A 14700-nucleotide genomic window follows, 5' to 3' on the forward strand; every position below is an offset into this window, starting at 1 on the left:
AACCGAAAAAATCACGGGAAACAGCAACCATGTCAGAGAGCGAGCAGTACTCCAGAAACACACTTATGGATTTCATCGATTATCGCCCCCTTGATATCGAAATCTGTGATGTAACCCTTCGCGATGGGGAACAGACCCCTGGCGTTGTGTTCTCCAAAGAACAGAAGCTGGCAGTAGCCAGTGAACTTGACTCCATGGGTATTGAGGTTATAGAAGCCGGGTTTCCGGTAGTTTCCGCAGATGAAAAAGAAATTGTAAAGGAAATTGCAAACCAGGGCTTTAATTCAAGGATCTGCTGTCTCTCAAGAGCAGTAAAGGGGGATGTTGACGCTGCCCTTGAATGTGACGTTGATATAGTGAGCATTTTCATTGCAATGTCAGACATGCACCTCAAGTACAAGTATCATCGAAGCCTTGAGGATATGCTCGGCTGCGCCAAGGAAGCCATAGAATATGCAACTGACCACGGTTTAAAAGTGCGTTTTGCAGCTGAAGATGCAAGCCGTACTCCGGTTGAACGCCTCAAACAGGCTTTTAAGGAAGTTGAAAATGAGTATAAAGTGCAGTATGTAAGCCTTGCAGATACCGTTGGGATACTGAACCCCACCACAACAAATTATCTTGTAAGTGAGATCTTCAAGTCCGTAAATACTGCGATATGTATCCACTGCCACGATGACCTCGGCATGGCTACAGCCAACACCCTTGCAGCCGCCGAAGCCGGGGCAAAACAGCTCCACACAACAGTTAACGCTATCGGAGAAAGGGCAGGAAACGCCTCCCTGGAAGAGGTTCTGGTCGCCCTCAGAGTTCAGTATGGGATAGAGCGTTATGATACCACCAAACTTAACTCTCTCTCAGAGATGGTTTCGGAATATTCAGGCATTACCCCTTCGGTAAACAAGGCTGTTGTCGGAAAGAACGCCTTCACGCACGAATCCGGGATCCATGTGGCTGCAATTCTGGAAGAGCCGCGCACTTACGAACTTTTCCTCCCGGAGATGGTCGGTGGAAAACGCAACCTTGTTGTAGGAAAGCACACAGGCAAAAAAGCCCTGAAAGGCATTATTAACAGCATTGGCTTCTGTCTTGAGCGGGAAGAGCTCTGTGCCCTTATTGAAAAAGTCAAGGTATGCACTGAAGAAAAGCACAAAAGCATCTCACGGGACCAGCTTGAAAGGCTGATCACTCAGGTGAAACAGGAACAGAAACCTTCAGGCAGTGAAAAAGAGAAGTTTTCTATCTGAAAATTCTATCCTGAAATTATAACATAAATTAGAATGTTTCTGAAGATTCATTCTAATTTTTATGAATACTTATTTTAATTTTCTGTTGTCCATTAGTTTAATCTTTTTTACACTAATCTAATTTTCTATTTCTTATGGGTATTTTTTAATATCTTGAAAAAACGAGTCTTCAGATAGTTTTTCTGATAATGTGAAGAATATTAATGATCAGATATCAAAGTTAATCTTCAATACCTCACACTGCGGCATATTTTCAATATGCACGCCCTCAGTTGTTCCTGTTATCTCCAGATTATTAAAGTCATTTGCGCCGCACAGAACATCCTGATTCGGATGAGTTCCGGGCGTGATATTGCATCTCAGGACAGTCTTTTTACCAGCCGACACGACTATTGGAAGCCTTGGTGATGCTGGATGGTTTTTTGGAAGGACTATTAACGGTGACCGGATTTCCCGGATCATGAAGAGAACGCATTTAAGCCCCTTCTCGGTTTTTTCCCCTACAGAAAATGAAGAGGCTACAATCAGGTCATGGGGTTCCAGTCCGAGTACAATTTCTTCTTTTTCAGTTTCCAGAAAGAACTGTCCATTAGGACCTGCTTTCACAATAGCCACTATCCCTGCACTACCGCGCAGGAGAAGCATTTCACTTTCTTTCAGTGAAATGTCTTTAGAAGAGGTCGGTTTTTTCATGTTAAAAATAAGTATCTTAAAAATCCAGTTGATTCTCAGGACTCTGCTACATTTGTGGACTGGCAGGAAGGGCACTTCACATTTTTGCCAATGCCTTTGAATTTATTTCCACATTCTTTGCATACATAGTTTTTAACCGGCAGTTTTCCTTCCATATTGAAATCAAAAGGGTCTCCAACACTACACATTGTTACTACCTCACGATTTTGCCAGATGGCTTATATTGATTATACACCCACATATTATTACTCATACTTCTCCAATTAATACCTTTCCATGTCTGCCTGGGTGTTAATTCTGGTAACAGTAAGAGAATTCTGGCAGATCAATCCCTTCACGTAATCTCCTGAAATATTTTAGATGAAGATGGTTTTTCTGCCTGGAAAAACTAAAAATTAAGAAATGTAGGTGGAGGTCCACTCCGGCTTTTCCGGCGGGTTCTTCTCCAGCATTTCTCTCCATTTTTCATCCGTCAGGCGGTCTGAAATGGGCTGTTTGAACTCGTAATGACTCATTACGGGCCCGGCCCCTATAAGGACCCTGCCGTCGGGAAGTTTATATGCGACTACAATCATGTCCACGTATCCCACCCCTTCTTCGAGAGCGGCTTCAGTATTTGCATCGGTATGAACATCAGCCACTACCGTAGTTTTTCTCGCTTTTTCATCCACATCGGCTATGACCCCTTCAAGCTGAGCTCCGAAGTCCCTGATAAACTCGTAGTCTTCTTCTGTCATCTCTTCATTTTCGAGTTCCTTTTCCGAGATTGCCTGAAGCCTTGAAAGGATAGTTTCAAGCTCCGTGAGCCTAGATTTTGAAACGGGGTCAAGGACACCCATTTCGTCCAGCCCCTGATTTGTCATTTTAGTCAGGGCAAACAGCCTGGCATAAAAGTCCGGGACAGGCTCCACATATCCCACAACCGGTTTTTCTTCAGGAGGCATTGGCATTGCGGTTTCAACTATCGTGTAACTCTGTTTTGCGTACAGTATTGTGTCGTGCCTCAGTTCAGTCCAGGAAGAAAGAGAGGTGCTCAGTTCCTTGTCCTGCCAGGCATCCGTCTGCATAAAGGTAGGGTATCCTTCCCCGTAGTCTTTCAGGAGGGGCTGGAGGGAATAGAGCCAGGACCAGTAAAGGTTCCTGTTCCACTCAGCTGCGCTGAAGTTCGAGAATTCGGAGTCCATGGCTACATACTGAACACTGTAATTTTCGTAACTGGAATCATTCAGTTCGTCGAGCCAGTAAACAGCCCTTTCCGAGCCCAGGAGAGCCATTATATCAAGCCCGCGCGGGAAACCGCGGATGGGCCTTCCCGCCCCTGAGATCACAAAAGTGAAAGGTTCTTCCTTTTCACCCCTGTATTCCCCTGTATAGGCTCCTACCATATTTGAAAAAACGTAAGAGTCAGGGATAAAGCGCTGTCCCATGAAACGGAAGCCTGTTGTGTTTTCAAGGCATTCGTCAGCCTGTTCCGGAGTGAAGGGTGGTTCAAGGGCACAGTTCCCAGTGCCTCCGTAAATTTGAGGGCCCTGGTTTTGAGCAAGTATGGATTTTAATTCCTCCACTGCAGTTTCGTTGAATTTCCTTTCCTCGTTGCCAAAGACCCTGTCCATTGCTTCCATATATTCGTAAGGCCCAAGATCATCGGAGAAGCCTACATAAAAAGCCGTAACCCCGTAGATCCTGTCCCACTTTTCAAGAAGTTCTGGCGAGTTTTCAAGCTGTGAAGCGATCAGGCATGCCTGGATAGTCTGGATGCGGGCATCTTTTTCAGGGTCTTCGGACTCTATCAGTCTGTCCTTCAGGAGCATGCTCATCCTGCCGTGCCACATAAAAGCCTTAAAGTAATTCTGCAATTTTTCGGAGCGTGTGTAATGCCCTCTTGGTACGTACTGGGAATAGTCTTCTTTATAGAGGAAAATCGGAGAAACTGTGAAACCTTCATGGGCTTCTATCAAAGCGAGTTCTGCTTCTACTTCTTTCTTTACAAATGAAGGTACCTCAAACTGATATTTTTCTCCTGAGCCTGCAGGGAAAAGAGCTTCGTCAACAAAGTAGTAAGAGTCTTCTGCTGCCTGTTCCTGTGAAGGTTTAGGCTGAAGCAGGCTCAGAGCAACTGCAAAATAGGCTGCATCTCTCCTTGCGGCTTCTTTTTCTTCTCCTGATGCGCTGCTGTACTCCTGGACCGAGGCATTCAGGAGGTCAAGGTCGGTTTCCCAGAGAGTATCGTAAAACTCTTTTTCCTCTATCTGCCTGAGTGTTTCATCAAACTGGATATGGTAAAGGTGCAGCAGAGAATCCGTTGTGATAAAAACAGGAACTTCCTCTTCCTTGAGGGTCACATACATTGAGGTTATACCCTCTTCTTCAGGGTTGTAAGGGTTCTTTATTACCACAAAACCGTTGCTTTCCAGAACTTTAAGGTCAGACTCATTCAGAGGAATTTTGTCAGAAAAGTTTGCATAATTGGATATTTTATCCCTCTGGAGTGGCAGATCATAAGAAGGAGCTTTTAATTTGACATCTACGGCTTCCAGGCTGTAGTTTATGGGCAGGGATGCGCCCTGGCCCAGAAGACCGGAGTAAGTTACGGCTTCTGTTTTGAGTATATCTGCTGCATAGCCCTGTTCGTCCTGTTCTGTATTCTGACCGGAGCAGCCTGCAGAAAAAACAAAGATCAAAATAAAGGTCAAAAGCGTCAGGTAAACTGTTGCTAATCTTATTCTTCGGTCCATTATCCATGCCTCGTGCAAAACCAGTAAAAAATAATTTAATGTAAAATAATAACGTCAAATGTACAGTAATAATAACTTCAAATGTATCGTAATATAATAACGTCAAATGTACAGTAATCAGGGACTCCAATATAATAGCGTCAAATTTACAGTAATGAATTTAAAAACAAAATAGTTGTTTTTTAAGTGTTTTTCCTCAAATAAAAAAGAGAAATCTCCTTTTTCCTGTTATTCATGAGGGCTAAGGGGGTCTATCCTGAAAAGCAAAATCATGAATAGTGCAGCTACAGCTCCTGAACTTAATAGAAGCGGATCTCTGGTAATACAAAGAAGTACACCTGCAACAAGCAAGAGAACTCCTAAAATAAGTAAAATCTGAAGTTTTCTGTCCAAATTTATTCACCCCTTTACTGCCCTTTTCTGGTTTCTGTCATTGTTTCAATTATTCGTTCAAGACACTGAGGTGTACCCTGATTCCCCATCATTAATTGTTTCTCTTTGGTTATTTATTTTTCCACATACCATTTATTTGGCATGAAAGTCCATGATGAGAAAACTCATCACGTACTCTCTCCTTCCTTTTTTCCCATAATTGCGATAATTCCACTAATTATTGTTATCCTTTCATCAACCGAGAATATGTCTGCCTCAACAATCTTTCTCTTTTTAACTTCTCCCTTTTGGTATCCTGTTTCATCTTCGTACATCTCATCGTTTGTGATCAAATGCCATATTATTGTTGCAATTTTCCTTGCTAAGGCAATAATTGCCTTAGCATATCCAATTGTCTTCTTTTTCCTGTTAAAAAACTCCTTTAATCTGCTATTTTTCTTTCTTGCTGCTGCTTGAGCAATCTGAGTTAGAATCCACCTTGCTACTTTTGATCCTCTCTTAGTGATTCTTCCGTTATGGTATTTATCTGCAGATTGATACACATTAGGAACTATTCCAAGCCATGAAGCAAGTTTATCTCCCGTTGGAAAATCCCTGAAATCTCCTATTTCAGCAATTAGAGTTGCCGCACCAAGCTCCCCAATACCTGGAACTGACATCAAAATTTCCATTTCCCTTTTATGCTTTTGATAAGCATAATTGAAAATTTCTCTTTCAAGAACTTCAATTTCTTCATCTAAATGTTTTATAAGGTTCAGACATATCTGAAGCCTTATTGCAGCACTCTGTGATATTTCTCTATCCAGAATTTCCCTTATCTGAACACTCTTTTTCCGAACATTTGGAGAAAGCGACTCTATAATTTGATCAATATTTTTACCTGAAGAGATTCCTGCTAGAATTGCTCTACCATTTTTTCCAAAAATGTCAGTCAGAACATCACCCAGATGTAACATTTCGGAGGAAAGAATTGCATGAGCTTCATTTTTAATGTCCGTTCTTTTTCTTACAAGAGTTAGGCGAAGCCTGACGTATGACCTGAATTCTCTATGTTTCTTCGGAAAAACTCTTGATGGTTGAACCATCTTATTCAATGCAAGTTTTGCAATTACTTCGGAATCTATTTTATCTGTTTTTTTATGTGTAAATGCTTTCATATCTCGAGCATTTCCAACTATAACAGGCAAATGATCTATCAATGCCTCATAAATCGGAACCCAGAAATCACTTGTTGATTCACAGGCAACAACATCACATTTTTCAGAGGTTACTAAATTTTTAAGATCTAAAATCCCATCATCATCTCTGGCAAAACGATGTTGTTGTTTTTCACCGGATCTACTGAGGATAGTAGCAATAACAAAACGTTTGTGAATGTCTAAACCACAAGATTTGTTTATTTCTCCGTCCAATTTACATTACTCCATCATTTCCAGGACAGTAGAATTGCTTCAAAGGCAATTTGGCATCCGTGATCAAGGTCACATCTGGGCCTTCGATGGCAATTCAATGGTTAGTTTTTTGACGGCTTCGGAGAACCAAAGTAAAAACAACCTTCCTGTCCAAAGGTAATGATGGAGTTCTATTATCAAAAAAGCTAAGTGAAAAAGACTTTCATTTTTTGGGCATGTTATTCCAAGAATATCATGTGTGTTTTTTTGTTAAACTTCGAATCATTTTGAAGTTATATTTTTAGCAAAAACAGGCTTTTAACTATGAAAATGTACATATAATCCTGATTTCCGAAGATCGGACAGAGAAAAATAATCTTTGAAAATCTAAATGATTATTTCCGGTTTTATTTAGAAAAAGATAAATAATTCTTGAAAGCCGGAATTGACATTTCAATCTTTATATTAAATCATAACTTTTCATGACTTTATTATTATTTTTCAATTTTTTCCGATTTTTCCTGTACTAAAAAGGGAAAAGCTGTGAACTGAAAACAAAAGAGAAAGAATAGAGGATGAAAAACAATAAACAGCAGGGAATAAGTTTGAAAAAAAGCCCTGCATCTCAATATTTTCTGCATACTCCTTTTATAAAAATAACTGAAATGCCCGGAAGAGCGAGTTTCTCTGTTATAAGGTCAGAAAGTTCTGAGCCGGATGCCTGTTCTTTTTCCTTCCTGCCGTCCATATCGAATACTGATACATCAGGAACTATCGCTTCTATCACTTTCCTGAGGTCAGGGACTTTCTGCCCTCCTGTCATGGCTGCTACTTCGTTCTGGAGTACGAGCACAAGTACTTCATGGCCTTCGCTTACAGCGTTTAAGAGTCCGAGGATGCCGGAATGGGCAAGGGCAAAGTCCCCTATTACAGCTATTCCTTTTCTCTCAAACCCACAGGCAACAGAAATTGCCGAACCCAGGGCGAAGCTGACATCAACCGCAGAAAGTGGTTCCGGAGCGCTCCGGACGGAACAGCCCATATCCCCTGCAACCCGGACACCGGATATGCGGAGAAAATTGTAAAGGGGGAGATAGGGGCAGTCCTCACAGATTGAAGCCCTGCTTTTTTTTCTGGATTCTATAAGCCCGGGGTCTGCTGGTCTCGAGACTTTTTCTTCTTCGATGTGTTCAAGGGCAAAGTCAATGTCTTTAGAGGTCACCTGACCGTATGGGAGATGTCCTGTTTTTTTGCCGTAAACATTACCCTCAATGCGTATCTGCTCTTCTATAAAGGGTTCGGACTCTTCAACCACCAGCACTTTCTGTTTGTCTTTCAGAAAAACTCCTATCTTCTTCAGGGGAAGAGGGTTTACAAGGTTAAGGACAAAATGAGAAATTTTCTTATGTTTTCCTGATTTTACCAATACTTCTTCGACAAGAGAGGACGCGAAACCGGAAGATATGACTCCAAAGCTTTTTTCTCCTTCAGTCCGCTCGGCATCTTCTCTTTTAACCTTCTCCCTTATTTCGTTCAGGTCAGTATTTTCAGATTCGTATTCAAGCATAGGATAAACTTTGGAGTGAAAATGCTCGTGTTTTTCCACCATCCGGAGTTTCCAGATTGAGCGGTCAAATTCGGGGTGGAGGACTGAAGGTGCTGGGAAGCGCTTGATTTTTCCTTTGCTCTTCTCCAGACCAGCAGTTACCCTGATTATAACCGGAATATGCCTTTCTTCAGAAAGCTCATAAGCCCTTCTTAGAGACCCGTAGGCAGTTTCGGGACTACTTGGGTCGAATACAGCGACTTCGGCTATTTTGCCATACCAGCGAGAGTCCTGCTCATTTTGAGAGCCTTTTACACCGGGGTCGTCTCCTGCAATGATTATCAGACCTGCTCCGATGGTATGCGTAACCGAGGTTATGAGGGGGTCGGAAAGGAGATTCATGCCAACGTGCTTTACAAGCACAAGAGCCCTTCTGCCTGATACGGAGGCTCCAAGAGCTACTTCCAGGGCAACTTTCTCATTCGTAAGCCAGCTGGCTCTGTAAGCTGGACAGTTTACTTCAGGTAAACAGCTTTTATTTGATCTGCTTATATTCGAACTGTTTATATCTGAACCGTTTATATCTGAACCGTTTATATCTGAACCGTTTATATCTGAACCGTTTATATCTGAACCGTTTATATCTGAACCGTTTCCTGTACGGCTTATATCTGGACTGCTTATAATTGAACTTCCGGTTTCAGTTTCAGTTGAACCGCATGTTTTCAAAAAAAGCTCCATCAGGGAGGTGACAGGGTACCCGGGGACTCCTGTTATAAGTGCGACATCACTGTCAAGGACAGCAAAATAAAGGGCTTCAAACCCATTGCATGCGGTTTCATGTATTGTTTCTTCTTTCAAGCTGACCCCGTCCGGGAATTATAGGAGTTTTGAGTATACCTGCACAATTCGGGATCCGACATATTTCAGCTGGTTTTTTCCATACACATCGGCTTTATTTCGGTCCCCGGGATAATAGATTCTTCGGGTCTTCCGAACCAGGGGAGGGAGGCAAGAGCACCTATTACCCCATTGCCGTCAAGCAGGACTTCCACATTGTTTTCTTCAGCACAGCGCAGGGAATCCTCTTTTAAAACTCTTTCAGTACGGCAGCGGTTGCTGTAAGAGTAAAGCCCTTTTGCATAAAAATCAGATAATACTACAAGCCCTGTTTCTTTTGATGCACTGTACTTTTCAAGTGCTTTTTTAAAAGAACTGAGCAGCTTTGACTTTGCCTTATCATCGACACATCCGAACTCCAGAACCGTTGACATGCAGTTCTGGGTTTTTTCAGGTACAGGGAAGAGCTGGACAAGGGAATGTGAAAGATAAACAGATTCCTGGCAGTCGAGCTGTCTTGCAATATTATGTGTCAGGGTCCAGGTAGCTCCCACATCCTTTGAATCTGTATCATCTATGCCGATAAGGATACGGTCCCTTCGTGGAACTACAACGGTCCCTTTTGCACAGCGCTCTCCTCCGGATTCTGATATCCTGTAATGTAGAACTCCGTCTGCAAATGCCCTGCAGCGAGTTGCGCCGACGCCTCCGCCCCCCAGCCCTGCATAGGTGATCTCAACTTCGTCCCCCTGAACGATTACGGATTCAATGCCTGCGGCTGCAACCGAGGGTTTGAGTTCGAGATTTGAGGTTCCGGTTTTCATAAAATAACGGATCATATTTCCCGTTGAACGGGCTTTCAGGATAAGTGGAGATTTTGCATAGTGGTAAAGTGACCATGCTGCCCCGCTATAGCAGTTGGAGTGTTCAATAATTTCCGCGTATTCGTTTTTCGCGTCACAGACCGCATAAATGCCCCGGTAAGGCACGGTGTAAGGATCATCAAGATTTACTTCCTCAGTCTGTCTGTTGTCCAGTGCACAGGCGTTTATATGTTTTGTAATGCCGAAGACCTCCTTTTTAAAGGGGATAGAAAGTGGGAGGATAATTGTTTGTCGAAAGCCCATTTCCTGTAGATATATATAAGTATCGTAGATTTAGCAGGTTAAACAAAAAGTTGATAATATAGGGTTTGCCGGGCGAACCGGGGTCGAGTATAAGAATCTAACAGTACAAGTATCTAACTGTATTAACCTCATTATCTAACTGTATTAACCAGTATCTATCTGTATTAATTTCGTTTATCTAGCTGTATTAACCAATAATATCTAGCTGTATTAATTTCATTCATTTAACTGTGTAAATTTTATTTTCTGACTAAATTAATCTTAACTACTTGACCACATCTTAACTATTGTGATTCTATCATCTAATCTCAAATATCTAACTGTAATAGCCTTAATAATCTAACTTTAATCTCAACTACTATGGATTTTCTTCAAAATCCATGCCATATTTTGTCCGAGATTTTTCAGATTTTCAATGCCTTCTTTATCCTGTTCGACTTCTCCTATGGCGTTTCCGTAAACCATATTCCAGTAACTTGAGCCTGTAAGGATCATCTCTTTACTGTACAGGAAGTTATTCAGGGTATCAAAAGCACTGATAGCTCCGCCGCGGCGAGCAGCTATAACGGATGCTCCAACTTTATGTTTAAGTAACCCTTTATTTCCTGCCAGTACCATACTTGCTCTGTCAATTAAGGCTTTCATTTGAGAAGTCACACCGGCAGAATATACCGGAGAACCAAGAATAATCCCATCCGAAGCTATCATTTTTGCAAGGCATTCATTGAAAAAATCATCTGTAATTACACATTGCTTATCCTTCTTTTTATGACAGGATCTGCAGGCTTTGCAGCCTTCTATTCTGTTTTCTGAAAGCTGAATGAGTTCGGTTTCAATCCCTTCTTTCGTGAGCTCATCAAATACCGTTTGAATCAGGATTGCGGTATTACCGTCTTTTCTCGCGCTTCCGTTAATACCTAAAACTTTCATAAATTTCAACTCATACTTTATTTATCTAGCTTTTCAGCATTTTAGACCGGCAGAAGAATCAGGCTATAAGGGGTTTATACTTCAAATAAATGTATTTAGAATCTTTTTCTTCTTCTTCTTCGGGCCCGATGAATTATTAGAAATAAGGGATTAGAAGTAAGGGAAGTTTGAACAGGTAGAGAAGTTTAAAACTACAGGGCGTGTTAGAAGAATAGGTAATAATTTTTCAGATTCTTTTGGACGTTACAGGATGATTTCAAGTATTCTGATGGAAGCTTCATTTATGGCTTCTGTTACTATTCTTCACAGCTCTTCTATTTGAGTTCTCATTTAACAAACCCTTCGTCTTTAAGGCTTACGTACCTGCCATCCCCTATAATTATGTGGTCAAGGATGTCGATTCCAAGGAGTTTTCCTCCTTCTACCAGTTTTTCAGTAACCATTATATCTTCCCTGCTCGGGCTCGGGTCTCCAGAGGGATGGTTATGGACCATGATTACGGACGCCGAGGATTCCATAAGTGCAGATTTAAAAACCTCTCGCGGATGAACGATACTGGCATTCAGGCTGCCTATGGATACCACTTCTTCTTTAAGTATCTGGTTTTTTGTATCAAGATAGAGCGTTATAAATTTTTCTTTTTTTTGTTCACGCATTTTAGGATACATCAGGGTATAGACGTCCTTTGGGGAAGATATTTTTCTTTTTGGCTCTTCCACAAAGGTTTCAAGCCGCCTTGCGAGTTCAAAAACCGCAGCTATCTGTGCAGCTTTTGCCTTTCCTATCCCATTGACCTGCATAAGCTTTGAAACGTTTGCAAGGCTGAGCTGCTTGATATTATACTCCATGAGTATCCGGCTGCACAGGCTGATAACATTTTCTTCCCTTGAGCCTGTCCTCAGGACTATCCCGAGAAGCTCAGCATTTGAAAGGGATTCAGGCCCGTTCTTAATGAGCCGTTCCCTCGGTCGTTCTTCTTCAGGAAGGTCATGAATCCTTATTTTACTTACTTCCATATTCCATCCCCACTTTTCACTTTTACTGCCAATTAACAGGTATCCGGTGCCCATCAGCCCTGCTGTGTTTAGAGAAAACTGAGCTGCATCCCTGATTACGATTCTTTTCGGGCGGACTGTGATTAATACTATTAATAGTTTGGATATTTGAATCTTTCTAAAAATAATCAAATAAGTCTAAAATATATGAAAAAAGAATTTATTTGTTATCAATTTTGTGTTTATTCTATCCTTATTATAATTCTAGACCTTCAAATGGTCCTATTTAAAGGAAACCGCAGAAATGTGCCGGCCTTTACTTATACCGGGAAATCCATAAGGCTCTTTGATGAAAGTCGTTTCCGTTGTCGGGTATAAGAAATCAGGAAAAACAGCCCTTGTCTCAGCTCTTGTAAGGCAGCTTTCAGGGTTCGGGACAGTGGGTACTGTTAAACACATGGGAGAGCAGCGCCTGAACCCTGCAGAAACTGATACTGGAAGGCATTTTGATGCGGGAGCGGATATGGTAGTGGGGATTACAGGCACCGAACTCGTCAGCTTCGCCAGGGACTCGGGCCTTGAAGATGCCCTTGATATGCTCTGTGACAGAGGCCTTGATTTCGCTGTCGTGGAAGGGTTTAAGGCGAGCAACCTTCCGAAAATAGCCCTTGGAGACATTGAAGGCGTTTCCAACATCATTTTCAGGGTACCGGAAAACATTGACCCTCATGAGGAACTTACAGCGTCCTTAGTAGGAATCGCCCTCGCCCAGCCAGACCGCTATACCCTGGAAGCCCTTGTCAAAAAAGTCCGCAAGAATCCTGATATAAGGAAAGCAGGAGCAATAGGTACCTTTACTGGCATTGTACGCGAGCTTGCGGGAGAAGAAAAAACATCAAGGCTCGAGTTCGAAAAATACGAACCGGAAGCCTCAAAAGTCCTCGACCGTATCCGGGACGAAATAAAGAAAAAAGAAGGTATACTTGAAGTCCTTATCCACCACAAAACAGGCTTAATAGAAGCCGGAGAGGACATTGTTTACATTGTGATCGCATCCGCCCACAGGACCGAACTCTTCCCTGCCCTCAGTGAAGCTATTGAAAGGATAAAAACAGAAGCTCCGATCTGGAAAAAGGAATTCACCGAAAAAGAGCATTTCTGGGTCCATGATAGGGAACATGCCTGAAAAAGGTTAAGAAAGAAAAGAATAGAAAGAAAAAAAGGAAAATGTATATGATATAAAAATAGGGTTTAGTAAACATACTGGGCAGGCTCAAGTTAAAAAGAAATTCAATGTCCGGATGCGGTTAGATGAATAAAAAAACGGAATCTAAAGAGCAAAAAAGGAGCTTTCGAAGCGCGATTGTACTGGCAGGCGGAAGAGGACGCAGGATGGGTATGGTCGAAAAAGCCCTTCTCGAATTCGAACGAAAAACCATTCTCGAGAGACTGCTTGAAAACCTGTTCCGGGTTGTTGATGAGGTTATCCTTTCGGTCCGTGATAACTCACAGAAAGAAAAGCTCTTTCCCGTGCTTGATAAATTTCCTGATAGGGAAATTCGTTTCTGCTTTGATTCTCTGGAAGACGCCGGCCCTCTTGAAGGCATTCGGGCGGGGCTGCTTGAATCCAGATCCGAAAACTCTTTCGTCTGCGCCGGAGATATGCCTTTTGTAAACCCTGAAATTGTAGACCTGCTGTTTGAGAAAGCAAGCGGTCACGATGCTGCTATCCCGAGGTGGGAAGAGAGAATGTTTGAGCCTCTTCATGCGGTCTACTCAAAAAAAATGCTGCCGGAAATCGAAAAAGCTTTTGAGAGGGGGAAACGCTCAGTTCTTGCGCCGGTTTTTCAGATGCAGGATGTCGTTTTCGTTGAGGTTTCGGAAATAAGGGAATTTGATCCGGAACTGAGGACTTTTGTGAATATCAATACGGTTGAAGACCTTGAAAACATGATCGGGCATGCGAAGGAAAAAGTGGGATTATAATATAATGAATAATTTGCAGTTTGTTAGCGTGCTGATCCTGCAGCTCAAAACTACTCCTCTAAATCATGAATTTGGGATAATCAATCGAGTTAACTTATTCACTATACCTAACTGTTCTCGTCCCGGCAGAGTTGCGGCTCTGCAGTGCGCTGTCCTTTTCGCTACGCTCAAGAGAACTAACTAATTGAAATCGTACATAGAGGTCTCATTGCGTGCTGGCGTCCTCAATCTCAAAACTGACCCCGCGCCTTTCAAGTTCCTTCATAATCTCTTCCATAAACACGCCGGGCTCCTGTGAATGGATATGGTGGAACTCCTTCGATTTTCCTGGCTCGCCGCCTACGCTTGTTATTCTGACACCGCAGGAAGGGCTTTTAGGGACGCCGATAATCCTTATGCTTACGCCATTTATTGCGAGGTCTTCGAGCATATCCGCAAACGGGGTGAAGATTTCTCTGCAAAAGCGCCTGTAGGCTGGGTGGTCGAGCTGGTCTTTGGTGATTTCCCTGCGCCTTATTCCAAGGTACATTGATTCCGGACAGGGGAGCTGGATTACGTTTGCTCCTTTTGCATCAATAGGGATAACCGGTTTTGCTCCTTTTACTCTTGCAATGGGGTTGAGAAGGCAGTGCCCGAGTACAACTACTTCTTTTTGAGGATTGTCTGTTTCAGGTTTGTCCGGGACTGTGAATCTTTTTGGATTTGCAGGTCCTGAAGGTTTTTCGCGCGCGGAAGGGTTATCCGGGACTGAAAAAGGTATGTAATTTTCCAGCTTTTTCATGTGATCGCCTTTTGCTTTCGTTATTGATCGTCACTG

The 14700-nt window shown here is 42.4% G+C and carries 13 protein-coding genes; 3 read left to right on the forward strand and 10 right to left on the reverse strand.

The features are described 5' to 3' along the window. Nucleotides 1-29: 29 nt before the first annotated feature. On the forward strand, nt 30-1247 hold the full coding sequence (locus M886_RS11365) for a homocitrate synthase family protein (RefSeq protein WP_048036652.1): 1218 nt from the start codon (nt 30-32) through the stop codon (nt 1245-1247). A gap of 207 nt (nt 1248-1454) precedes the next feature. Here M886_RS11365 and M886_RS11370 read toward each other — a convergent pair whose 3' ends face one another. The 9 genes from M886_RS11370 to radC form a co-directional block, all read right to left on the reverse strand. Continuing rightward, nucleotides 1455-1940, reverse strand: a complete 486-nt coding sequence (locus M886_RS11370) for a hypothetical protein (RefSeq protein WP_011034695.1) — start codon at nt 1938-1940, stop codon at nt 1455-1457. 35 nt (nt 1941-1975) lie between these two features. Then, nucleotides 1976-2128, reverse strand: a complete 153-nt coding sequence (locus M886_RS18905) for a hypothetical protein (RefSeq protein WP_015412794.1) — start codon at nt 2126-2128, stop codon at nt 1976-1978. A 207-nt stretch (nt 2129-2335) separates the two neighbouring features. Then, nucleotides 2336-4675, reverse strand: a complete 2340-nt coding sequence (locus M886_RS11375) for a DUF3160 domain-containing protein (RefSeq protein ID WP_015412795.1) — start codon at nt 4673-4675, stop codon at nt 2336-2338. Nucleotides 4676-4903: 228 nt separating this feature from the next. Continuing rightward, nucleotides 4904-5068 carry a hypothetical protein gene (locus M886_RS18675; protein WP_015412796.1) on the reverse strand — a complete coding sequence of 55 codons (165 nt, stop codon included), beginning with the start codon at nt 5066-5068 and terminating at the stop codon, nt 4904-4906. A gap of 167 nt (nt 5069-5235) precedes the next feature. After that, a complete protein-coding gene (locus tag M886_RS11380; RefSeq protein ID WP_011032006.1) occupies nt 5236-6480 on the reverse strand; it encodes an IS110-like element ISMma5 family transposase in 1245 nt (414 codons plus the stop codon). A 604-nt stretch (nt 6481-7084) separates the two neighbouring features. Further along, nucleotides 7085-8866, reverse strand: a complete 1782-nt coding sequence (locus M886_RS11385; protein ID WP_048051200.1) for a thiamine pyrophosphate-dependent enzyme — start codon at nt 8864-8866, stop codon at nt 7085-7087. A 65-nt stretch (nt 8867-8931) separates the two neighbouring features. Next, nucleotides 8932-9972 carry a methanogenesis marker protein 11 gene (gene mmp11, locus M886_RS11390; protein ID WP_011034698.1) on the reverse strand — a complete coding sequence of 347 codons (1041 nt, stop codon included), beginning with the start codon at nt 9970-9972 and terminating at the stop codon, nt 8932-8934. A gap of 351 nt (nt 9973-10323) precedes the next feature. Next, the gene (locus tag M886_RS11395) at nt 10324-10902 is read right to left on the reverse strand and encodes a flavodoxin family protein (RefSeq protein WP_048038123.1); all 579 of its coding nucleotides are present in this window, start codon (nt 10900-10902) and stop codon (nt 10324-10326) included. Nucleotides 10903-11228: 326 nt separating this feature from the next. Beyond that, a complete protein-coding gene (radC, locus tag M886_RS11400) occupies nt 11229-11918 on the reverse strand; it encodes a RadC family protein (RefSeq protein ID WP_011034700.1) in 690 nt (229 codons plus the stop codon). A 328-nt stretch (nt 11919-12246) separates the two neighbouring features. Here radC and M886_RS11405 point away from each other — a divergent pair, with 328 nt between their 5' ends. Both M886_RS11405 and M886_RS11410 read left to right on the forward strand, forming a co-directional pair. Continuing rightward, a complete protein-coding gene (locus M886_RS11405; RefSeq protein ID WP_011034701.1) occupies nt 12247-13083 on the forward strand; it encodes a molybdopterin synthase in 837 nt (278 codons plus the stop codon). 125 nt (nt 13084-13208) lie between these two features. Further along, nucleotides 13209-13883: a molybdenum cofactor guanylyltransferase gene (locus M886_RS11410; RefSeq protein WP_048051201.1), complete on the forward strand. Its 675-nt coding sequence runs from the start codon at nt 13209-13211 to the stop codon at nt 13881-13883. A gap of 205 nt (nt 13884-14088) precedes the next feature. On the opposite strand, the gene M886_RS11415 is transcribed toward M886_RS11410, so the two are convergent. Next, nucleotides 14089-14664, reverse strand: coding sequence for a hypothetical protein (locus M886_RS11415; protein ID WP_015412801.1), 576 nt, complete (start codon nt 14662-14664; stop codon nt 14089-14091). Nucleotides 14665-14700: the final 36 nt, after the last annotated feature.

Source organism: Methanosarcina soligelidi (assembly GCF_000744315.1).
In the GTDB taxonomy this organism is placed as follows: Archaea; Halobacteriota; Methanosarcinia; order Methanosarcinales; family Methanosarcinaceae; genus Methanosarcina; species Methanosarcina mazei.

Excerpts from the sequence above, each read along its gene's own strand:
- M886_RS11365 (WP_048036652.1), top strand. The coding sequence starts at position 30 with ATGTCAGAGAGCGAGCAGTACTCCAGAAACACACTTATGGATTTCATC.
- M886_RS11370 (WP_011034695.1), bottom strand. The coding sequence starts at position 1,940 with ATGAAAAAACCGACCTCTTCTAAAGACATTTCACTGAAAGAAAGTGAA.
- M886_RS18905 (WP_015412794.1), bottom strand. The coding sequence starts at position 2,128 with ATGTGTAGTGTTGGAGACCCTTTTGATTTCAATATGGAAGGAAAACTG.
- M886_RS11375 (WP_015412795.1), bottom strand. The coding sequence starts at position 4,675 with ATGGACCGAAGAATAAGATTAGCAACAGTTTACCTGACGCTTTTGACC.
- mmp11 (WP_011034698.1), bottom strand. The coding sequence starts at position 9,972 with ATGGGCTTTCGACAAACAATTATCCTCCCACTTTCTATCCCCTTTAAA.
- M886_RS11395 (WP_048038123.1), bottom strand. The coding sequence starts at position 10,902 with ATGAAAGTTTTAGGTATTAACGGAAGCGCGAGAAAAGACGGTAATACC.
- radC (WP_011034700.1), bottom strand. The coding sequence starts at position 11,918 with ATGGAAGTAAGTAAAATAAGGATTCATGACCTTCCTGAAGAAGAACGA.
- M886_RS11405 (WP_011034701.1), top strand. The coding sequence starts at position 12,247 with ATGAAAGTCGTTTCCGTTGTCGGGTATAAGAAATCAGGAAAAACAGCC.
- M886_RS11410 (WP_048051201.1), top strand. The coding sequence starts at position 13,209 with ATGAATAAAAAAACGGAATCTAAAGAGCAAAAAAGGAGCTTTCGAAGC.
- M886_RS11415 (WP_015412801.1), bottom strand. The coding sequence starts at position 14,664 with ATGAAAAAGCTGGAAAATTACATACCTTTTTCAGTCCCGGATAACCCT.